20 protein-coding genes are annotated in these 22091 nt (G+C 45.3%); 6 read left to right on the top strand and 14 right to left on the bottom strand.

Annotation, left to right across the window (positions count from 1 at the left end; all coding sequences use genetic code 11):
- Positions 1 to 5 precede the first annotated feature (5 nt).
- A complete protein-coding gene (locus tag ACH19P_RS08460; RefSeq protein WP_462158159.1) occupies positions 6 to 1157 on the bottom strand; it encodes a dicarboxylate/amino acid:cation symporter in 1152 nt (383 codons plus the stop codon).
- Between the two features lie 241 nt (positions 1158 to 1398).
- On the opposite strand from ACH19P_RS08460, the gene ACH19P_RS08455 reads away from it, so the two are divergent.
- The 3 genes from ACH19P_RS08455 (at position 1399) to ACH19P_RS08445 (ending at position 5360) form a co-directional block, all read left to right on the top strand.
- A complete protein-coding gene (locus ACH19P_RS08455; RefSeq protein ID WP_462158158.1) occupies positions 1399 to 3714 on the top strand; it encodes a carbohydrate binding family 9 domain-containing protein in 2316 nt (771 codons plus the stop codon).
- A gap of 134 nt (positions 3715 to 3848) precedes the next feature.
- Positions 3849 to 4817 carry a cysteine synthase A gene (gene cysK / locus ACH19P_RS08450; protein WP_462158157.1) on the top strand — a complete coding sequence of 323 codons (969 nt, stop codon included), beginning with the start codon at positions 3849 to 3851 and terminating at the stop codon, positions 4815 to 4817.
- Positions 4818 to 4928: 111 nt separating this feature from the next.
- A complete protein-coding gene (locus tag ACH19P_RS08445) occupies positions 4929 to 5360 on the top strand; it encodes a hypothetical protein (protein WP_462158156.1) in 432 nt (143 codons plus the stop codon).
- Between the two features lie 73 nt (positions 5361 to 5433).
- Here the strand turns inward: ACH19P_RS08445 and ACH19P_RS08440 are convergent, their stop codons facing one another.
- On the bottom strand, positions 5434 to 5904 hold the full coding sequence (locus ACH19P_RS08440; protein ID WP_462158155.1) for an energy transducer TonB: 471 nt from the start codon (positions 5902 to 5904) through the stop codon (positions 5434 to 5436).
- Between the two features lie 172 nt (positions 5905 to 6076).
- On the bottom strand, positions 6077 to 8350 hold the full coding sequence (locus ACH19P_RS08435; RefSeq protein WP_462158154.1) for an acyl-CoA dehydrogenase: 2274 nt from the start codon (positions 8348 to 8350) through the stop codon (positions 6077 to 6079).
- Between the two features lie 163 nt (positions 8351 to 8513).
- On the opposite strand from ACH19P_RS08435, the gene ACH19P_RS08430 reads away from it, so the two are divergent.
- The gene (locus ACH19P_RS08430; protein WP_462158153.1) at positions 8514 to 10358 is read left to right on the top strand and encodes a M2 family metallopeptidase; all 1845 of its coding nucleotides are present in this window, start codon (positions 8514 to 8516) and stop codon (positions 10356 to 10358) included.
- 328 nt (positions 10359 to 10686) lie between these two features.
- Here the strand turns inward: ACH19P_RS08430 and ACH19P_RS08425 are convergent, their stop codons facing one another.
- From ACH19P_RS08425 to nagK, 11 genes are all read right to left on the bottom strand, one after another.
- Positions 10687 to 11172, bottom strand: a complete 486-nt coding sequence (locus tag ACH19P_RS08425; RefSeq protein WP_462158152.1) for a putative porin — start codon at positions 11170 to 11172, stop codon at positions 10687 to 10689.
- The gene (locus tag ACH19P_RS08420; protein ID WP_462158151.1) at positions 11150 to 11479 is read right to left on the bottom strand and encodes a putative porin; all 330 of its coding nucleotides are present in this window, start codon (positions 11477 to 11479) and stop codon (positions 11150 to 11152) included. The genes ACH19P_RS08425 and ACH19P_RS08420 overlap by 23 nt, the downstream gene beginning before the upstream one ends.
- A gap of 127 nt (positions 11480 to 11606) precedes the next feature.
- Positions 11607 to 11981: a PH domain-containing protein gene (locus tag ACH19P_RS08415; RefSeq protein ID WP_462158150.1), complete on the bottom strand. Its 375-nt coding sequence runs from the start codon at positions 11979 to 11981 to the stop codon at positions 11607 to 11609.
- Between the two features lie 3 nt (positions 11982 to 11984).
- Entirely contained in the window at positions 11985 to 12896 is a 912-nt protein-coding gene (locus ACH19P_RS08410) for an ABC transporter ATP-binding protein (RefSeq protein WP_347392709.1), read from the bottom strand.
- Positions 12893 to 13702 carry an ABC transporter permease gene (locus ACH19P_RS08405; RefSeq protein WP_462158149.1) on the bottom strand — a complete coding sequence of 270 codons (810 nt, stop codon included), beginning with the start codon at positions 13700 to 13702 and terminating at the stop codon, positions 12893 to 12895. The genes ACH19P_RS08410 and ACH19P_RS08405 overlap by 4 nt, the downstream gene beginning before the upstream one ends.
- Before the next feature lie 98 nt (positions 13703 to 13800).
- Positions 13801 to 14970, bottom strand: coding sequence for a cystathionine beta-lyase (locus ACH19P_RS08400; RefSeq protein ID WP_462158148.1), 1170 nt, complete (start codon positions 14968 to 14970; stop codon positions 13801 to 13803).
- Positions 14967 to 15887, bottom strand: coding sequence for an NAD(+) diphosphatase (nudC, locus tag ACH19P_RS08395; protein ID WP_462158147.1), 921 nt, complete (start codon positions 15885 to 15887; stop codon positions 14967 to 14969). The genes ACH19P_RS08400 and nudC overlap by 4 nt, the downstream gene beginning before the upstream one ends.
- 112 nt (positions 15888 to 15999) lie before the next feature.
- Positions 16000 to 16794 carry a glucosamine-6-phosphate deaminase gene (gene nagB / locus ACH19P_RS08390; RefSeq protein ID WP_462158146.1) on the bottom strand — a complete coding sequence of 265 codons (795 nt, stop codon included), beginning with the start codon at positions 16792 to 16794 and terminating at the stop codon, positions 16000 to 16002.
- A gap of 208 nt (positions 16795 to 17002) precedes the next feature.
- Positions 17003 to 18142 (bottom strand): transmembrane glucosamine N-acetyltransferase NagX, encoded by a 1140-nt coding sequence (gene nagX / locus ACH19P_RS08385; protein WP_462158145.1) that lies wholly within the window; start codon positions 18140 to 18142, stop codon positions 17003 to 17005.
- Between the two features lie 143 nt (positions 18143 to 18285).
- Positions 18286 to 19413, bottom strand: coding sequence for an N-acetylglucosamine-6-phosphate deacetylase (gene nagA / locus ACH19P_RS08380; RefSeq protein WP_462158144.1), 1128 nt, complete (start codon positions 19411 to 19413; stop codon positions 18286 to 18288).
- On the bottom strand, positions 19413 to 20324 hold the full coding sequence (nagK, locus tag ACH19P_RS08375) for an N-acetylglucosamine kinase (protein WP_462158143.1): 912 nt from the start codon (positions 20322 to 20324) through the stop codon (positions 19413 to 19415). The genes nagA and nagK overlap by 1 nt, the downstream gene beginning before the upstream one ends.
- A 383-nt stretch (positions 20325 to 20707) precedes the next feature.
- On the opposite strand from nagK, the gene ACH19P_RS08370 reads away from it, so the two are divergent.
- A complete protein-coding gene (locus tag ACH19P_RS08370) occupies positions 20708 to 21331 on the top strand; it encodes a hypothetical protein (RefSeq protein WP_462158142.1) in 624 nt (207 codons plus the stop codon).
- Positions 21324 to 22082 carry a DUF3307 domain-containing protein gene (locus ACH19P_RS08365; protein WP_462158141.1) on the top strand — a complete coding sequence of 253 codons (759 nt, stop codon included), beginning with the start codon at positions 21324 to 21326 and terminating at the stop codon, positions 22080 to 22082. Before ACH19P_RS08370 ends, ACH19P_RS08365 begins: the two co-directional genes overlap by 8 nt.
- The last annotated feature ends 9 nt before the right edge of the window (positions 22083 to 22091 follow it).

Below are 22091 nucleotides of genomic sequence, written 5' to 3'. Positions count from 1 at the left end.
TTTTCTCAAGCCTCTGTTTTAACAGAAAAACGGTCTACCCACAATGCTATGATGCCGTCACCGGTTACATTACACGCTGTACCAAAACTATCTTGGGCTAAATATAAAGCAATCATGAGAGCAATTGCCGCGTCATTAAAACCGAGCATACTAGTTAACAAACCCAACGCTGACATCACCGCACCACCTGGCGCACCGGGGGCAGCGATCATCACAATACCTAGCATAAATACGAAAGGTAACATTTGCGTGAACCCACCTAATTCTAGGCTTGGTGACAACGCCATTACAGCCATAGCACAAGTTACAATAGTTATGGTCAATCCAGACAAGTGTATAGTGGCACACAAAGGCACGCTGAAGTTAGCGATATTTTCCTTCACACCATTATTTTTACTCGATTGCAATGACACTGGGATAGTCGCTGCACTGGACATAGTGCCCAACGCTGTAAGGTATGCAGGCAACATATTTTTAATGAGTTCCAATGGCGAACGTTTTAATAGAATACCCGTGGTTACGTATAATACCGTGAGCCAAACCCAATGCATGACTAGTGCAATAACCAATACCACAGCGAATGTCTGTAATGTCTCAGCAACTGTGCCTGCTACTGTCATGTCGGCGAATACACCCGCGATATAAAATGGTAAAGCCGGAATAATAACGCGTGCCAGTAGTGCATCAATCACATCGCGACCTTGGTCAACCACTGTTTGCAATTCAGTTAATTGGCGCTGGCTAATAGCAATGCCAAAAGTAAATGCGGTTGCAAGTGCTGTCATCACCCCCATCAAAGGCGGTATTTCTAGGTCAATAAAGCTTTTTAGCGCACTTTCCTCTGAGCCAGAAAAATTAACAGTACCCGTCAACATAGGCGCAGCCCATAACATCACTAACACCGCTAAAGTACCAGCGACAACAGTTGAGCCATAAGCAAAACCCACTGTTTTGCCTAGCAAATGATTTGCCCCTTTAGGTAAACCTGCAATTCCTGAACAGATGAAAAACAAAATTATTAGCGGAATGGTAAAGCCAATTAGTTCACCAATAAGTGTTTTTGCAGTGTATAAAACACGCGCGACTTCATGCGGCGCAAATGCACCAATAGCCATACCGAATAAGATACCGGCGATTAATTTGAGGATGAGTTTCATTGCAACTTTCTAGTATTGGTTTTATTTGCCCTTGTTTTACCATCTTTTTGCAATTAAGTACGCAAAAAAAGACCAAGTATTTAACAAACGTTCAATCAGTGAGCAACCTATCCGTTTCATCGTACTGAACCGTGACTGAACGTAAAACCTTTGAATCCATGCGCAAGCCCTGATAAAACGCATCAAAACAACACATAAACTCACCGTCGTGCAATTAAATCAATTTTTTACATCAGCTTTCATGATTTTTGGATTTAGCTTCAGTGTGAGCGTCATTGCTGCGTCACCATCAAATGTTATTCCTTATATCGACCAACCTATAAAAGTGGATGGTAAGTTAGATGAGCCCCAATGGTTAAACGCTAAACGTATCCCAATAAACAATATTACTTGGCCTTACGAGAACCTCTCTGCGCCAGTAAATTCATACGCACTGGTTTATGAGGACTCCCATACCTTGTATGTTGCGTTTGTCGCACAAGATAATGAACCAGAGAATATCCGCGCATTTTATAAAGACCGTGACAGCGCATGGGATGACGATATGGTGGGGCTAAAGATTGACACCTATGGCAGTTCTCAGCTTGCCTATCAGTTTTTCGTCAACCCTTTGGGCGTGCAGCACGACGCCATTGAAAATGAAATTAATAAGTCAGAAAGTAGTGCGTGGGATGGCATTTGGGACAGCGCAGGTCTTATCAATAAAGAGGGTTATCAAGTCGAACTCGCGTTGCCGATGCGAATGTTTAACTTTGACGACGCTGACGCGCTTAAGAACATGCAAATGGAGTTTGTACGTTTTTATCCACGCAGTGAACGCTTGCGTATTTCGAGCATGAAAATTGACCACGCTAATCACTGTTGGATTTGCCAAATGCCACAAACACAAGGGTTTGCCAAGGCACGACAAAGTAATCATCTAACACTCGTGCCTTCTTTAGTGCTCAACCAAGATCAATCTCGCGATATAAAAGACGCTGAGGGTGATTGGGACAAAGACAACAACGTCGAGCCAAGTTTAGATGTGAAATGGGGGATCACCCCAGATTTAACGCTTAACGCCACGCTTAACCCTGACTTTTCTCAAGTTGAAGCTGACGTTGCCCAGCTCAGCATAAACAACAGCTTCAGCCTGTTTTTCGATGAAAAGCGCAGCTTCTTTTTGGATAATGCCGATTATTTCTCTTCCAACCTTAATTTGGTCTATACCCGCAACATAGCGAGTCCAAATTTTGGTGCCAAACTAACAGGCAGTAATAACGGACACACCATTGCAGCGTTTGTGAGTGACGATGAATACACTAATGTCATTATTCCAGGGAATTTAGGGTCATCGCTAGTTTCTTTGGAAGACAAATCACACTCCGCCGCTTTTAGGTATCGATATGACAGCAGCAAATCATTGTCCTATGGTACGAATATCACTGCCCGCTCATCTGACGATTACCACAACGCATTAGTGAGCGTAGACGGTAAGTACAAATTCAGTGATTTTACTACCTTGCAAGTTCAATTGATGGGTTCAGACAGTCGTTATAGCAACGAATTTATTAATAGCTTGTGCGACAGCGCCAAAGAGTGTGCCAAAGAAGCTATAACTCCTTGTACGAGTCGATATGACTGCAGCTATTCAGAAGCATTGTTACGAGTCAAAGAAGGCGATTATGACGGTCACGGCTATTATGTTGCACTCAACCACGATACCAAATACTACAGTGTGTTTAGTAACTACCATAATCGCAGTGCCGGTTTACGTGCAGATTTGGGCTTTCTTGCTGAGACTGACTTCAATAAATGGACCGCGGGGGGAGAATATCGTTGGTACGGTGATGATACAACATGGTGGAATCGCACACGATGGTATGCAGACTGGGACATTACTCACAACGAAGCCGGCGAATTACTGGAAAAAGAAGCACAAACATCACTGATGATAGACGGCCCGATGCAGAGCTTCATTGATTTTGGTGTAATAACTCGTGAGCGCAGAGGGTTACGTCACGATCCAAGCTCATTAACGGTTGAAGGAAACGCTGATCGCTTCAATGAAAACGAACTCAGCATTTATGCTTCATTCAAGCCTGCGGCTGGCTTGCATGCGGACGTGCAAGCACGTTACGGCAATAAAGTGGACCTTGCAAATAACCGCCCTGCACAGCGACGTTTTATTCGGCCAACATTTAACTACAACGTTACCGAACATCTCAATATACGCATGCGCCACACTTTTGAGTCGCTGGAGACTGAGCAAGGAAGCGACATATTCACCGCCAACTTGAGCGATGTGCGCTTTAGTTATCAATTCAATTTAAATAGTTTTTTACGCTTGAGCGTGATTCACACCGACATTGAACGTAACGCCGAAAGCTATATTGCTGAAGTTGATGCGCAGTATAAGTCACTGAGCACCCAGTTGCTCTATTCCTACAAACTCAACCCGCAAAGCGTCGTGTTTTTGGGTTATTCAGACAACGGCTACCAAGATGATGACTTATCTAAGATCCGTAAAAACCAACGCACGTTATTCGCAAAATTTAGCTACGCTTGGATTTTATAGATAACTTAATTTTTATACCCATTCGTTATAACCGATTGGCTATATCTTATAGCCAATCTTTCCTTTAGTTTTACGCATTTGCGAGTAAAGTTAAGACATCATAAATACAGCGGTAAACTAGCTAGGTATTGAACATGTCAAAAATTTACGAAGATAACTCGCTTTCGATCGGAAACACTCCTCTTGTTAAGCTCAATCGTGTAACGTCAGGCAACGTGTACGCGAAAATCGAAGCACGTAACCCGAGCTTCAGTGTTAAGTGCCGAATCGGCGCATCAATGATTTGGGAAGCTGAAAAATCTGGCGAACTGACCAAAGACAAAGAGCTGATTGAGCCTACATCGGGTAATACAGGTATCGCACTTGCGTTCGTTGCTGCATCTCGTGGCTACAAGTTAACGCTAACCATGCCAAACAGCATGAGCCTTGAACGCCGTAAACTGCTAAAAGCTTTAGGTGCAAATCTGGTTTTGACTGAAGGCCCTAAAGGCATGAAAGGTGCTATCGAGAAAGCGAAAGAAATTCGCGACAGCAACCCTGACAAGTACATTCTACTGCAGCAATTTGAAAATCCAGCAAACCCGAAAATCCACTTCGAGACAACAGGCCCTGAAATCTATGATGCACTTGATGGCAACGTTGATTTCTTCGTCGCGGGTGTAGGTACTGGCGGTACAATTACCGGTGTGAGCCGCTACCTAAAACAAGCAAAAGGCGTGGACGTTAAATCTATTGCTGTAGAGCCAACAGATTCACCAGTAATTAGCCAAACAATGGCCGGTGAAGAAGTTAAACCTGGTCCACATAAGATTCAAGGTATTGGTGCAGGTTTCATTCCTGGTAACCTAGATTTAGAAATCATTGATGGCGTCGAGCAAGTAAGCAACGAAGACGCTATCGCGATGGCGCACGAATTGATGAAGAATGAAGGTATCCTCGCGGGTATTTCTTCAGGTGCAGCGGTTGCAGCGGCAAAACGTATTGCCGAGCTTCCAGAAAATGCGAACAAAAACATTGTGGTCATTTTACCAAGCTCTGCTGAGCGTTATTTATCTAGCCCATTGTTTGCCGATCAGTTCAGTGACCAAGAGCTAGTACAATAGTTTTTCTGATTCTTTTTTCTTAAAAACAAGGCGCTTCGGCGCCTTTTTCTTTACTTATTTTGCAATGCACCTCACACTTTAGTGCAGTATTTACTAAATATGCCAGATAGTATGAAGCGAATTTTTTTACTCTGTTTAACTCTCTTCCTTAGTGCCTGCGGTCAAAGCGATAACATCACCGGCGATCCAAACTCACCCGGCTATGTCGCTACTCAGTATTTTTATACTTTGTATAATCATAATGACCTCGAGGGCGCCACAGAGCATGCCTCACCTAAGTTAGCGCGAATTATGCGCTCCTATGGCACAGCATCGCAGTTTGCCCGAAATCTTGTCAATATGCAGTTTGATGAGGTAACGATTGAGCTGGACCGCACCGAGATGAGTGTACGCCAACAATTTGGCAACAAGGCAACTATCAACCTGATTTTCACCGGTCAATTTCAAGGTAAGAAGATTGACGATATGCGCAGCGTAAAGATGGTGAAAGAAGGTGGCCGCTGGATGATCACCGAGATTGTCGCCGACCCATTTGGGCGCTAGCCTAAGAAGCCCGTATCGTTAATTTACAACAAAGGGCACCAGATTTGTGTGCCCTTCGCGATAAGCCAGCCTTTTATCGAACTCTCCTCCCAATTGAAGCCACTACATCTTCAGTGCCGCTGCATTGAATTTTAGCGACTAACTTCTCCATATCACATTGTCCCTTTTGCTCAGCGAGACAAAACTCGAATCGTGTTTGTATCGTGGTCGGCGCTGTAATTGCGCCTTCTGGCAACTGTTCCCATCGCCACTTGGAAACCACCGCCTGTGCTTCTTGGGCAAAATCAGTATGACTGGCCTCTAACACCTTCACATCACTCACTTCATTTGTTGGTGAAATTACGTATTCAACGGTTGCACAGCCCTGATTCCCGGCTTTGGCTTGCGATATTGGGTAGCGAGGCGGGAATCGTTTTATTTGCTCAACGAGGGTAGCAGAGTTGCTAGGCGCGGCCTGTGCAATTTCTTTTTCTTGTACGCTTTGGCCGTTAGATTGACAGCCTACTAGCGCTACTAACGCGGCACTAAAATATAGATATTTCATAGACATTCCATGTTTCATTATTAGGGATTCTTTAACAAACTAACCAGTTTATTGATAATAAGCAAGTGAGCGACACCTGAGGTGGATGAATAGATTAGCAAAAAAAACCGGTGCGACTAACCACACCGGCTCCGTATTGGCTCAATTGAATAAGTTCAATCGAGCATGACGATTAGAATTCACTTGGAGAAAATACGTCTACAGCAATCACACGCTGTCTTAATTCCTCCGCATGCGTGAGCAAGTCATATTGCTCATCAGATAGTTTGTCTTTGCCTTTGGCATCTTCAATCAATTGAGGCACTGTCAGCCCACGGATCTCTTTGTCGCGTTTTAGCTTATTTAGCACCTTGTATGCCGCTGCGGCTTTGTGTTGGGCTTCTAGCGCCAGTTCAAGCACCGCAGTGCCATTGTTCTCATCAACCATACAAAGATGAGTCAATCGCTCTCTCACGACACCTACTTGCGTCATATGGCGAGCTACCGCTTTTGCTACCTCGTCTTTTGGCATTTTAAAGTGATTACCGAGCGGGAAGACAATTAATCTCAGTGCTGCGCGAAGAGGTAAACCTCCGACATTATTAATAAACTCATCCAGCGCTTTCGCACACAAATACAGGCTACGCTCAACGCTGTATTGCACAAAGGGTAAATCAGCGTGCTGGTGCCCTTCATCTTCATAGCGCTTCAACACCGCAGAAGCGAGGTATAAATGGCTAAGCACATCACCAAGTCGCGCAGAAAGCATCTCTTTGCGCTTTAATTCACCGCCAAATCGCAACATGGCGATATCTGCACAAAATGCCAAGGCGCGAGAGAAACGGCTGAGATAACGATAATAATGCATGGTTGCGCCGCCTACCGGCGCACTGGCGAAATAACTGCGTGATAGCGCATGCACAAGTGTCATTACGCCATTGGTGGCGCTATAAAGCATATGCTGGCAAAGCAAAGGATCGAATTCTTTCACTCCCTTTTCACCATCTTCCATGCCGGCTGCCACCATTTCATCAATAACATACGGGTGGCATCGAATGGCACCTTGGCCGAAGATCATCAAATTACGGGTAAGAATATTCGCGCCTTCCACCGTGATAGAAACCGGAGTGCCCATATAACAACTGGCAAGGTAATTGTTTGGTCCCATCTGAATGCCCTTCCCAGCATGAATATCGAGGGCATCATTAATAGTCTGGCGGCCCATTTCCGTCATGTGATATTTGGCAATAGCTGTAATCACAGAAGGACTGAGTTTTTGGTCAATCGCAGTGGCCGTTAAAATACGTGTTGCTTCTAATTGATAGGTTAATCCACCAATACGTGCCAACGCCTCTTGGATGCCTTCAAATTCACCGATGGATACACCAAACTGTTGGCGTAAGGCTGCGTATGCACCACTGGTGCGCGCACTCAAATGACCCGTCGCTGTGCTTAATGCAGGCAGTGATATACCACGTCCAGCAGATAAGCATTCGACGAGCATACGCCATCCATTCCCTGCTTGAACTTCACCGCCAATAATCCACTCCAATGGAATAAAGACATCCTCTCCAGATGTGGTGCCGTTGAGGAACCCCATATTCATCGGCTTATGACGGTCACCTGTATTAACACCAGGATGATCAGTTGGGATCAACGCACAGGTAATACCGATATTTTTGCGTGAGCCAAGCAATCCATCAGGGTCAAACATTTTGAACGCTAATCCCAGTACTGTGGCCTTCGGCGCAAGTGTGATATAGCGTTTTGACCAATTGAGGCGCAGGCCAAGAACTTCTTTTCCTTCGAACTCCCCCTTACAGACAATACCTGTATCCGGGATCGCACCCGCATCAAATCCTGCATCTGGCGCAGTCAACGCAAAACAAGGTAGCGCTTCACCTGAAGCAAGTTTGGGTAACCAATAATTTTGTTGGTCCAGGGTGCCATAATGAAGCAATAACTCTGCTGGGCCTAAACTGTTTGGCACCATTACGGTCACTGCTGCACTTAAGCTCTTGGTTGCTATTTTAGCGACAATGGTTGAGTTGGCTAATGCCGAGAATTCACGGCCACCTTGATCTTTTGGAATGATAAGCGCAAAAAAGCCTTCGTCTTTTAGGTATTGCCACACCTCTTCGCTCATATCCTGATTTTTAGTAATTTCATCATCATTGAGCATGGCGCATAAAGTGCTAACTTGATTGTCAATAAAGTCACGCTCTTCACTGCTGAGTTTGGTGGTTGCATATTTGTGCAGTGTCTTCCAATCGGGGTTACCGCGAAATAGTTCGCCGTCCCACCAGATATCGCCCGCTTCCATCGCATCGCGCTCAGTTTCAGAAAGCGGAGGTAGCGCCTTTTTAAACCATTGGAAAACGGGACGTGTAATGATATTCATACGGATATCTTTGACGGTTAATACCACCACGACTGCCACAATTACTAATAAAACCAACCAACTCATTGTTCAATTCCTTGATACTTGTACCTAGACCACAGTATGGACGAACCATCAGGATTTACAATCATTTGCGCCGTCTTGATTGTACCAATTCGTGTAGCACTGCTATTATTCTCCCCGTCTCTATGGGTGTCATACCCAGACAATAACAACAAGAGGAAATCTCATGACTGCTTTGCCTTTTAAGCCAAGCCTTGCTGCACTGTTTGTGTGCGCGACTCTCGGCTTGGGTGCTTGTTCAAATGCATCACACTCAGATGCAACTGACAACACAGAAAAAACTCAAGTAACTGCCACTGATGCAACTGCATTTCTTGCTAGTACAGAACAAGATTTACAGGCCCTTTACCTAGAAGCAAGCCGTGCTGAATGGATTTACGCAAACTTTATTACTCATGACACAGCGGAGCTCTCTGCGGAGGTTAATCGCAAGATGACTGAAACTGTGGTGCGTCTTGCCAATGAAGCTGCAAAGTTTGACGACTTAGAACTAGATTATGATGCACGTCGCAAGCTCGACAAACTCAAACTAGCCCTTACATTACCTGCTCCACAAGATGCTGAAAAAACAGCAAAACTATCTCAGTTAGTTGCTGAGCTAGGTGGCCTATACGGTAAAGGTAAGTACTGTAAAGATGACGGTACGTGTCTAAGCCTAGGTGACATGACGGCGAAAATGGCCACCAGTCGTGATTACAATGAGCTACTTGACCTATGGCAAGGCTGGCGAGAGGTGTCAAAACCTATGCGCCCTCTGTATGAGCAACAAGTTGTGCTTACTAATGAAGGTGCAAAAGAGCTAGGTTACGCAGATACCGGTGCAATGTGGCGTAGCAAATACGACATGCCAGCAGATGACTTTGCTAATGAGTTAGACCGTATTTGGGGTCAGGTTAAGCCGCTTTATGATTCACTACACTGCCACGTACGCGCGAAGCTAGGCGAAAAATATGGTGAAGACAAAGTCCCGCAAGACCAGCCTATTCCTGCGCACCTACTTGGTAACATGTGGGCACAAACATGGGGCAATATCTACGATGTAGTCGCTCCTGAAAACGCCGATCCGGGTTATGATGTCACGGAGTTACTGGCTAAGCACAACTACGATGAAATCAAAATGGTGCGCGGCGCCGAGAAGTTCTTTACATCGATGGGCTTTGCCCCTCTTCCTGAAACTTTCTATGAGCGTTCACTATTTATCAAGCCGCAGGACCGTGATGTACAGTGTCATGCGTCAGCATGGAATATTGACAGCAAAGACGACCTACGCATCAAGATGTGTATTCAACGCACGGGTGAAGAATTTGCGGTTATCCACCATGAGTTAGGCCACAACTTCTATCAGCGAGCGTACAATACGCAACCACTTTATTATCAAGAAAGTGCGAATGATGGTTTCCACGAAGCGATCGGTGACACCATTGCATTATCGGTAACACCTGCATACTTGAAAGAAATTGGCTTGCTTGATGACGTGCCTGACGAGTCTAAAGACATTGGTCTACTCATGCGCATGGCATTGGATAAAGTGGCCTTCATTCCATTTGGTTTACTTGTTGACCAATGGCGTTGGAAAGTGTTCTCTGGTGAAATTACGCCCGAACAGTACAACCAAGCATGGTGGGAACTTCGTGAAAAATATCAAGGTGTTAAAGCTCCTGTCGCCCGTAGCGAAGCGGACTTCGATCCAGGTGCGAAGTACCACGTACCAGGTAACACACCTTACACCCGTTACTTCTTAGCGCACATCCTGCAATTCGACTTCCACCGCAGTCTGTGTAAGATCGCTGGTAATAAAGAAGCAATTCACCGCTGCTCTGTGTACAACTCAAAAGAAGCAGGTGAGAAGTTAAATGCAATGCTAGAGATGGGTTCAAGTCGCCCATGGCAAGAAGCGTTAGCAACGATTACTGGTAAAGAAGAAATGGATGCAACGGCTATCCTCGATTACTTTGCTCCACTGCAAAAGTACCTTGATGAACAAAACAAAGGTCGTCAATGTGGTTGGTAATTGTTAGGGTCTGTTGACTTTTGCTGTGTGTTTTAGCAGCAGTCATTGGGGTATTTTGACAAGGCAGAGCCTGCGTCGCATAGTCAGTCTATGTAAGTCAGGCGATTACGCCGAAAAAATCCCCCAATGGCGCTGCCCAAAGCGTTCAACCAAAGGCTTACACAGCTCTGTCATGGGCTATTAACTTAGCTCACTATGCAACATAACCCATTCCTTGCATTGAAAGCCTTTGATTTGAACAAAATTCATACTTCAAAGATCAACAGACCCTAGATAACAAACACAAAAAAGCCGCGTTTAACGCGGCTTTTTATATGCGTTTAGTTGCTTAGAACTGCGCTGTTGCTTTTAGGTAATATTGGTCTTCATTGCTGTCGTCCCAATTATTGCCATAGCCTGCAGTTAGCGAGAAGTTAGGTGTGAAGAAATGCTCTGCACCGAAACCATAATCATCGTCTTTGCTGAAATTAACGAATACGGAAGTGGCTTTGCTGAAGTAGTAGTTTGAACCAATCATCCAACCAAAGTCGCCATCTTCCACGTCATTAATCGTCGCTTCTACTGTTAAGTAATTGCCGTTTTGCAGGTCAGTAAAATACTTACCAGACACTTCACGGTAATCAAATTCATCATCTACACGAGCTGTGAAGCCAATATAATCCGTCACATTTAACTGGTGATTATATTGACCAGAGAAAAAGTAAATGGCGTCAATGCCTTCATAATCAACACGATCAACTTTAAACAACAAGTCTTTATTAACAAGGTAACCAAAGCTCATGGTGTAACCATCATGATCCCCCCATACCGTCATAATCGGTGTTGATGTAAGAGGCACCGACGACAAAGTTATTGAAGAAGTATTCGCCACCCACATTGTACTGGGTTGCCCAATCATCATCAGCGATGCCGCCGTAAACATTGGTTGTTTTATTGATGTATTCAAACTGATCTAATGGCCCTAGCACCTTCTTTGGATCAAAGTAATACTTCGTCTGCAATGACAGGTAGTCTTCAGAATCAAAGTTTACGTATTCTAAATCAGTAATCGATTGATAAGACTGGGCCGCTGCTGCACCAGAGAAAAGGATAGATGCGATTGCAATAGATAGCTTTTTCATAAAAGATTTCCCTATATCTAACTTTAAGACAGCGCCACTCTAGCGCCGTTGAAATGAATTATAACTTAACTAACTTTTTGATTAATTTAATTAATTGTTAGAATTTGTTAGATACAGGGACAGTTTTTTACAAAGCGTATCGCGATAATATCCTATAGACCTCGTTAATATTGTCGCCCGCTTTAAAGTTCTTTGTTAACGGCGATGGATCAGAACCAATCCAAATTTTTAGCTCGGCATCTAAATCAAAATGCCCTGCACTTTCTTTGCTGAATTTAGTTATTTTTCCATAAGGTATACTCAGTACCTCCACTTTCGAGCCCGTCATTCCTTGTTTATCAACCAAGATTAACCGCTTGTTAGTAAATAAGAATAAATCACGAATAACTTTGTATGCCTTTTCAAGATTCTCACCTGGAGCAAGGATTTCCTCCAACAAGTTGTCAATTTCCTCAGCATCTACTTCACTGGCATTGCCAATCAGTCCACTAAAAAGTCCCATTCGTTATGCTCCTGTTGCAAATAATTGATTTTCCAAAGTGTGGCCATTAACCAAAGCACGGTATTGCCACTGACGCTCATGGCACAATTGCAACACTTTGATATCCATCGCCACATCACCTGCTAACTGATTGTAGCCAATAACAAACTCATTGCGTTGACTATTGGTGACATCGATAACTGACTCTAGCGCTTGCAAATGGGCGATGATATCGTCATTTTGTTCGCGTAGTTGCAGCGTCAGATAGCGGGTTTGCGCCCCTTGAGAATTGAGCTCATGAGTCACTAATTTACCTTGTTGCAAATACAGTACTCGGTCACATAAACGTTCAAGCTCTGACAAGTCATGAGAACTCAACACAAACGTCGTTTGACCGCATAAGCTGCTGACAAGCTCGCGAATTGCTCTAGCATTAACCGGGTCAAGTCCCGCGGTTGCCTCATCAAGCATCACAAGCTTCGGCTCTCCCATTAACGCTTGTGCGATACATACGCGCTTTTTCATGCCATGAGACAGCTCATTTGGGCGATTATTAATCGTCTGCGATAAATCGACCAACTCCAGCACGCGTTCACACTCTTTACGCGCCTGTGCACTAGAAAACCCTTGCAGTCGCGCAAATAAGCTCAGTTGTTCGCCCACACTAAAATCTGGGCTCAGCAGCGCATCTTGCGGTAATGCACTGAGTTGACCGAATAATGCGGCGCTGCCGGGCTTATGCCCTAACACTCTGATTTCCCCTTGACTTGGCTGCAAATAGCCACAAATAAGGCTAAATAACGTAGTTTTACCGGCGCCATTTGGACCCACCAAGGCAATAGGCTGGCCCGATTCAAGTTCAATGTTTACATCCGACAAAGCTTGTTTCGAGCCAAAGAAATGACTCACGCCTTTTGCTTCAATTAACAGGCTCATAAACTACCTCGCTGGAACTTGTAAAACCCTAAGCCCAAAAATAGAGCAGATTGAATTATTGGCCATACAATGGCGCTGGCAACGTCGGGACGAAGCGTGACGATTTGGTCAATAGGCTCACCAGGAAACAGATAGTCAAAAAACAATGGCAAGCCAAGTTTTACCTGCAACAAGGTGACGATTATCATGCCAATGGTGTAGAGCAAAATGGTGTAGATGAGCGCCATGCGTGATGACTTCGCGACTGTGTTCAATAATGACATCAGCGCAATGAACGGCATTAAATTCACTAACAACAGTAGTTCGTATGTCATTGCGTGGCCTAACGCCGTTGGTACGATACTAATATCACGCAGTGCGACAAGGATAATCACGCCAACCAAGCTGATGGCGATAAGTACCGCCGTGCTAAGGCAGTGACCCAAAAAACGCCCCAACACAATTTCTAATCGCGTGGCACGCAAAGACAAAAAGCGTAACGTACCGCGCTCGCGGTCACTTACAAATTGGTCACTACACAGATAAATAACAAAGGGAGGAAAAGCAACAGAGGCGATAAGGCTATACACCGCCATTTCCGCATCAGGCCAATGCAACAAGCTTTGCATACCAAAGTTACCGAAGACGGAGAGAATGAATTGTTCAAATTCAGGTTTCTCTAAAATATTAACTGCCTCGTACACTCCATAGCGATATATCATCAACCACACCAATGCAAAAGCAAGTAATGCAAGCCATGCTTTTTTAGTGAGGAAATGCCGTGCTAGCTCAAATTTCATCAGCTGCACAATCCGTAATGCATCCATTTGTTTTCCTTTTAATTATTATTTAATTGTCACTATAAATGAAAAAAGCGCTCAAAAGTATGAGCGCTTGTAAAAAGATGTTTCAGCAGTAAGTTAAATCAGAGTTTACTGGCGTAAACTTCTAAACCTTGTCGCAAATCTTCAATCAGATCATCCACGTCTTCTAGGCCAATGTGTAAACGAACGACTGGGCCAAAATTCCAGCCAGTTTGGCTGCGTAACCCTTTCATCGTCATATTGGTGGTGATCAAGCTCTCATATCCACCCCACGAGAAGCCCATTTTGAAATGATGCAAGGCCTCCACTAAGGCATCCAACGCATCTTGGTTACCTTGCTTTAAAACGATAGAAAATAAGCCATTACTGCCATTGAAATCGCGTTTGAAAAATTCATGACCGGGGCATGACGGCAGTGCTGGATGACGAACATGGTCGACCAACGGGTGCTCGCTCAACCAATTTGCGACGTGCAGCGCACTTTGCTCGTGCTGCTTCAACCTCACCGCCATTGTGCGTAAACCGCGAAGAGCCATGTAGGCGTCATCGGCGCTACAACATTGCCCTAATAGGTAAGAGTTTTCGCGCAGTGTTGGCCAATATTCTGCTGTTGCTACACTCACCCCCATCATCACGTCACTGTGACCCACAATGTATTTAGTTGCTGCTTGCACGCTGATATCAACACCGTGATCCAATGGCCTAAAGTTCAAGCCATTGCCGTAGGTGTTATCTAACATTGTGATAAGGCCATGTGCTTTGGCTGTTTTGACCAAACTTGGGACATCCTGCACTTCCATCGTGATAGAACCCGGAGACTCCATAAACAACACACGAGTATTGTCTTGAATAAGTTCGCTGACCCCCGCACCAATCGTTGGATCATAATAGGTCGTTGAAACACCCATACCTTGTAAGATTTTGTCGCAGAAATCACGGGTTGGCTCATAGGCGCTGTCCATCATCAGGATATGGTCACCACTTTTTACAAAAGAGAGCAAGGTATTCGCAATTGCTGCAGCACCGCTCGGGTACAATGCGCAACCAGCACCACCTTCAAGCTCTGCGATGGCTTCTTGTAACGCAAAATGGGTATTGGTGCCACGACGGCCATAAAATAGCGCGTGGTTACCTCGGTTTTTAGCGGCTTCTTTAAATTCGGCCACGCTGTCGAAAACAACCGTTGAAGCGCGCTGCAAAACAGGATTCACCACTCCTTGGGTGTATTTTTTGCTACGCCCTGCGCTGATCAGCTGGGTTTCTTTTTTCATACTTGGTCCTCATTCTTTGCAATCCAAGTGTCTATTAAATATCTGGAAATTGAATCTTTTCTGGGCAGTTTTAAATGCTCGCCTTGTTCGCCCCAATTACCGAACTGACGTAATTCTTCACGCGAAAACCAGCGCGCCTCGCTGATTTCATCTTGATCAATAAAGATGTCTGTACTTTTGGCTTTGGCCATGTAACCCAGCATGAGTGAACTTGGGAATGGCCAAGGCTGCGAAGCTATGTACTTAGGATGCTCAACTGCCACCCCTGCTTCTTCCATCACTTCACGTGCCACGGCGGCTTCTAAGGTTTCGCCGGGGTCAACAAAACCAGCCAGTGTTGAGTACACACCTTGTGGCCAATTTGCTTGGCGACCCAAAAGGCAACGCTCTATGCCATCGGCAAATGGATAGTGCACCAACATGATCACTGCGGGATCGGTGCGTGGAAAAGTCAAATGGCGGCATTCTTTGTTGCTGCATTTACGTGCGTGTCCCGCCTCAGCTGGCACGTTTTCACTACCGCATCGACCACAGAATTTATGGGTTTTATGCCAATGACACAAACCTCGTGCGAGCACCAATATTGCTGCTTCATGAGCATCCACCACTGGGCCATAGGCACGGATATCAACAAATTGATGTTCGGCAAATTCGTTGTGCTCCGCACACTCGACACTGACATCAAGGGCAAAATAATGTTGACCTTGATCTTCCCCCAAGTAAATGGCGTTATCGACGTTGTAATTGCGTACTAATTCATAATCCACAAACGCCGCACTATGGCTGTTGGCGATGAACAGATTGCGGTCATTGTTGATGAGCACAAAACGCCCTGCATGCCTTTTGTTTATAAGCCAATTGGGGTCTTTACAATCACTGGAATGACGGTCTAAAGGGAGTTGGGTGTATTGCAACATCTAGTAAAAAGTGAGCGAAAACAATCAATGACACTACCCTAGCATATTTACTGGCGCTAAACAGCGACAAAAAAAGCCCTATTTAGGGCTTTTTGAACTAACTAATATTCCATTACTTTCTTGCGAGGTGTGCAAGTAGCTTCTGGTTTTCAGCTTCGATGTGCTTATAAAAATCGACATCAGTAAGTTGGCTTGCCGCCGCCTCATCAATAACGATTACCGCATTGCGGTGCATTTGTAATACTGACGCTGGGCATGCCGCAGTTAACGGCCCTTCAACTGTGGCCTTAATCGCCTCTGCTTTGTTTTCACCGGTCGCTAACAACACCACTTTTTTGGCATCAAGAATCGTCCCGATCCCCATCGTGATAGACAAGTGCGGCTGATATTCGTCCTCAGCAAAGAAGCGCGCATTGTCCTCAATTGTTGCTTTGGTCAAAGTCTTTACCCGCGTGCGCGATGTTAAACCAGAAGACGGCTCATTGAAACCGATATGGCCGTTTCGACCAATTCCGAGTAGCTGTATGTCGATACCGCCGGCTTGCAAGATTTGTTGCTCGTATGCATCGCATGCTGCGATTGGGTCTGCAGCATCGCCAGGAGGCACATGCGTATTATTACTGTCGATATCGATATGATTAAACAATTGCTGATTCATGAAATAGCGATAGCTCTGCGGATGGTCGCCATCTAAACCCAGGTATTCATCGAGATTGAAGCTGGTTACGTTAGCAAAACTAATATCGCCCGCATGATTGCGCGCAATGAGGTTTTGATACAAGGCAACCGGCGTCGAGCCAGTTGCAAGCCCTAATACTGACGCAGGCTTTTTCTGTAGTTGATTCGCGAAAAGGTTAGCGCCGTATTCGGCAACTTCAGTAGCATCTTTTAGAATTACAATTTGCATAATGAGCTCGTTGTTAAAATTGAAAAATGGGACCTATGGTCAAGTTCCGTGCAATTTGACTTGACCATAAATCAAACCTAATTGGGGATACTTAATTAGGCCAAACCATTATGACAACGCTGTCATTATTGTCCAAACAGTTTGGCTTGTAAAGTAAAAGTGAACAATTTTGTTCACTTTTTTGTATTTAATTTATTCGTTTTGGCTGTTAAACACTTACAACAATCTTGCGCTTATACATCCAATGTAGCACTAATAGTTGCACCGCGAGCACAGCAAAAACGGCTATAAGTGGTTGCCAATCCTCGGGGACCGCTCTAACGACTCCACCAAATACACTCTTGGAAATGTAGCTCCAATTGACCAAACTCGATGCCAAGTAAATAATGATGGAATTGGCACCGATGATAACGAATGGATACACACCCTTTTTAAAACCAAGAATATCTACGAAAGCATAAAATGCTGCCAGTAAAATGGCACTCCACCCGACTGTCACAAGTACGAACGAGCTGGTCCATAAACGCTTATTCACTGGGAATGCCATGTCCCACAACCAACCCAAAGTGAGTGTAAGCAAACCAGCAACAAACAATGCGCCCGCTACTTTCCACTGCCCATATTTGTTTGCTTTAGCGATGAGTTGCCCAGCAAATACACCGAGAATGGCATTAGCGATGGCCGGGATTTGTGATAACAAACCTTCTGGGTCCATTGGACCATTGCGATGGATGATACCTGGAAGTAAGCGTTGGTCTACCCATGCATTCCAGCTCCCCTCAGGTGTTAGATCGCCGGCGATACCACCAGGCACTGGGATAAAACACAACCAAATCCAGTAGCCTATTAATATTGCCACCGCGACAATGGCTTGAGTCCGCAACGAGGTATGCCATACCAGCATGGCTGCCACGAACCACGCGATGGCGATACGACCTAGGACGCTGGCATAGCGCACTTCATCTAACGCCATGGGCATGCCTGTACCCCAACCATGGTTATACAGAACCCCCAAGCCTATGAGAATCGCTAGACGCTTCAATGCTTTTTTGTAAAACACCATTCGTTCGTTGACAGGGAGCTGGTCGATGCGACGCGGATTTAAGCCCATTGCAACGCCGGATAGAAAAATAAACAGTGGGAAAATGAGGTCGTAAAAGGTAAATCCGTGCCACGGCACATGCACAGTGTGCGCTTCAAATGCTTTCCAGCCTTGCCAGCCCGTTAACACGAACAATGCAGCAAATATCGCCTGCCCGCCTAATATCCAAAACATGTCGAAACCACGTAATGCATCTAACGATGCCAAACGTGGCTTCTTATCATTCTTGTCGCTTGTTGTTGTCATATTATCTCACTACCTCGGACCTGCTCGTCCCGTGTATATCTCGCAATGCGTTGTTCACCTATCCATGGTCATTCAATGAAAAAAGCCCCGCGGTACTGCTATGCGGGGTCTCCAGGGATCAGTTAATCATTCCGTTTTGGCGTTCAAGCAATCACTTGCCCGCTGATATAAGTTGCTTGCGCAAAGAGCGCGTCATCGAGCACCACAAAGTCTGCGTCATAACCTTGTAGCAAGCGTCCTTTACTTCTCTCTAAACCGAGGTATTGCGCGGGATACAAACTTGCCATACGTAAACTTTCAGGCAACGCTACATCGAGCGTATTCACAGTGTTGCGCACCGCAGAAGCCATGTCTAGTACACTGCCCGCTAGCTCACCTGTGCTTGAATTCAATCGATCGCCAGTGCGATAGACTTTACGACCGTCGAAGAAATCAAATTCCGTTGCATCTGTGCCTACAGGTGGCATCGCGTCGGTCACTAACATAATCTTGCCACGTTGCTTAGTGCGAATCGCTAATTTTGCTGAATCAGGGTGAAGATGATGGCCATCCACAATAAGGCCGCACCAACTCGTGTCATGCCAAAGTGCAGCACCGACAACACCCGGCTCACGAGACGTAAATGCAGACATTGCGTTAAATAAATGCGTAAAGCCATCGGCGCCGGCATCCAATGCTGCCATCGTGGTGGCGTAATCTGCATTGGTATGGCCCAAAGACACTTTCACACCCAAAGAAACAAGGCGTTTAATATCACTGATGCTGACATTCTCAGGCGCCAAGGTCACCATCTTCAAACCAAGATCGTCACGCGCATAAATAGCAAATTCAGCTTCTGAGATTGGACGAATAAATTGCTCACTGTGGGTGCCTTTTTTAGGCAAGCTTAAATGTGGGCCTTCAAAATGTACGCCTAAAATACCAGGCGTCTTCGCTTTTATGGCTAACGCCACCGCATCAGCGGCGCGGCGCATCACGTCGATATCATCGGTAATGAGCGTTGGCATGTTTGCCGTCGAACCAAATTGACCGTGAGCTTGAGCAATGTGTGCTAGACACCCAACGCTTTGATCGGCATTGAAAAATGCGCCCCCACCATTGACTTGAACGTCAATAAAACCAGGAACCACCAGCCCTGGCAATGCTGTTACATCAGCATCTGCACTCACATCACTAAGAAAGTCGAGTTTGCCGTCCACCACTTGAAAGTAGCTGTCTGTGATGAATCGTTCGCCGTCAAAAAGACGTTGGGCGTGGAATATTATGCTCATTAATTTGCAACCTTTTGCTGCTCGTTTGCTAATGATTGTTGGGCGAAGTATACCGCGCCTAGTTCAGGAGGTTGTTTTGGGCGAGACACTTTGTTTGCAACTTCGCCATCTAGCCATTTCTGCAGAGGCTCCGCGAGTCCGCCAATCATAGATAGACGTGGTGGATTAATTTCTAACAGACGTTTCGCCATCATGCTTATATAATTAGCGCCATCTTTAACGATAGCACTCGCGACATGATCTCCTTTATCAGCGGCTTCAAGTACCATTCTTGCGAGTTTGGCGTAGCTACTTGACGGTTGACCCGCCATTTGCTCCGCAATCCCCATCCCCGAGTCTGTATTGAAGTGCAGTTTAAACATGGCGCTTAATTGTGTATGTGGCCCCAAACCATCAAGGTCTAAAAGAACAGCTTTGAGTGCTTCTAATCCTAACCAAGCGCCACTGCCTTTGTCACCCTGCGCAAAACCATGACCGCCATAATTAACACTCTCACCGTTTACACACGCGAAACCACATGATCCCGTGCCAGTGATAATCACGGCGCCGTCTTCGCCCTCATGGGCACCGATACAGGCAGTGTGTAAATCGGTGGTGAGGTACATTTTTTTAAATGGATGCTGCCATTCACTGATCTGTTCATACAAGCTGGGTAGGTTCACCCCTGCTAAGCCCAGCCCTGCAACTAAGGTGTGTACCGTTTGTAAACTCAGCCCAGCATCCCTCAGTGCTTGTTGCGTAGACACCATGATTGACTCAAGTGTGCGTTCTAAACCGTGCAATGGATTAGCAGGTCCCCCTAAGCCGGTTCCTAAAATCCCGCGCTCAGTGCAATATATGGTCGCACGGCATTTAGTCCCACCACCGTCGATACCGATAAAAAGTTGCTTCTGACTTGCACCGTCTACCATTATTGAAGACCCCTAACCCTTTTTGTAGTTGCTTTGCTCCACGCTCTCGCGCTACTTACAACACTTTTTCAACCATGTTGAATTTATGTTACACGATAAATGACAGCGTTGTCATTAACTTTTTTAAAATTTAGCTAGAAAAACATCACCTTTTATCTAACCACTTGAAATAATGAAAAATATAGTTTGCTCGAGACTCTTATAGACTCAGTGCAGAATAATAGAGTTCTCTTAAAAGATACATCATGAATAAATTATTTCAATGTCAATTTATCTCTGTACTTGTGTAATAGACAGTTAGGTACTAAATTTAGTTACATTGATGTAAGTAACCAATTTTAGTTACTTTTAATTTTGTAACCATTTTAACTCACAGAGGTCTGATGAAAGCTTCTCAATATGCTGTAATCAGCGGCGATTTAGTTGGCTCTAGCCGTTATGAGTCAACGCAGTATGAATCAATGCTAAGCACACTTGAACAAGGGCTATCTGCCTTGTGTGAACGATTTGACGGTCAATTCGATATGTTTCGTGGGGATGCCTTTCAATGCATCTTCAAAGCGCAACAGTTTCCGCTGCAAAGCGCGCTATTACTGCGCCTATTTTTGCGCTCGCAGGGAGTAGACGCACGGGTCAGTGAAGCATGGGGGGATGTCAGTCAATTCCGTGGCGATGTTAAAACCGCGACTGGCCCCGCACTGATACTTTCTGGCAAAGCGTTAGACGAAATGAAACAGCAACGCTTTAAGCTATCGCTGTGCGAGCAAAATCTCTCCCCTAGTTTCGCACTGAATGTATTATTTCTTGATAATATCGTCTCGACCTTAAGCCAAAAGCAAGCACATGCGCTGTATTTATATTGCTGGCAGGAACACAACGACCATGCCAGCATCGCCCAACTGTTGCAAAGTTCGCGAGAAAATGTGACAAAATTACTCAACGCGGGTCGCTATCATTTAGTTGATGGTTTTATTGCAGTCGCTACTAAGGAGTTCTCTCATGGATGATCAAATCGCCCTACTTTTGGGTCTTTTACTCACCCACTTTATTGCTGACTTTTATCTGCAACCCATGAGCTGGGTGCGAGATAGAAACAGCCGTCACTTCAAATCCACCAAGCTGATGCTGCATACGCTCACACACGGTGTGCTAACAGCAGTGGTTGTAACGTTGTGGGAGCGCTATTTCGGTTTAGGGGAATGGTTGGTGGTTATCGGTGCGACTTTCATCATCATGACCACCCATTGGCTTATAGATGTGGCAAAGTCCTATACACGTGGTGGCATTGTGCCATTTTTTATCGACCAGGTTGCGCATATCGTGATGATCATCGCGGTGTGTTTGTACCTCAATGAGCGCGACCCTATTATGCAATGGCTCTATGAGTTTGTGAGCTCAAGCGATAGTTATGTGGTCTTACTTGCCTACCTGCTCGTCCTCAACCCCTGCTCAGTAGCAATTCGCATGCTACTTGAGCGCTGGCAACTACCGCAATCATCAAGCAATTCAGCATTTGGTGCTTTACCCCAAGCGGGTCATAGTATTGGCTTACTGGAGCGCACGCTGATGTTAACCTTTATCCTGATTGATGAGTTAGCGGGAGTCGGCTTTGTGCTCGCGGCCAAATCAGTATTCCGCTTTGGCGATTTAACCAACGCCAAAGAAAAACACCTCACTGAATACGTGATGCTCGGCACCTTACTGAGTGTGGTTTTTACTATGGCAATTGGTTTATTGGCGAGGTTTAGCCTAGATTAGAACGCAAAA

The sequence above is a fragment of the Pseudoalteromonas sp. GB56 genome, assembly GCF_054923835.1.
The sequence above is the reverse complement of the archived record's forward strand: the minus strand, read 5'-3'. Positions and strand labels throughout refer to the sequence as shown.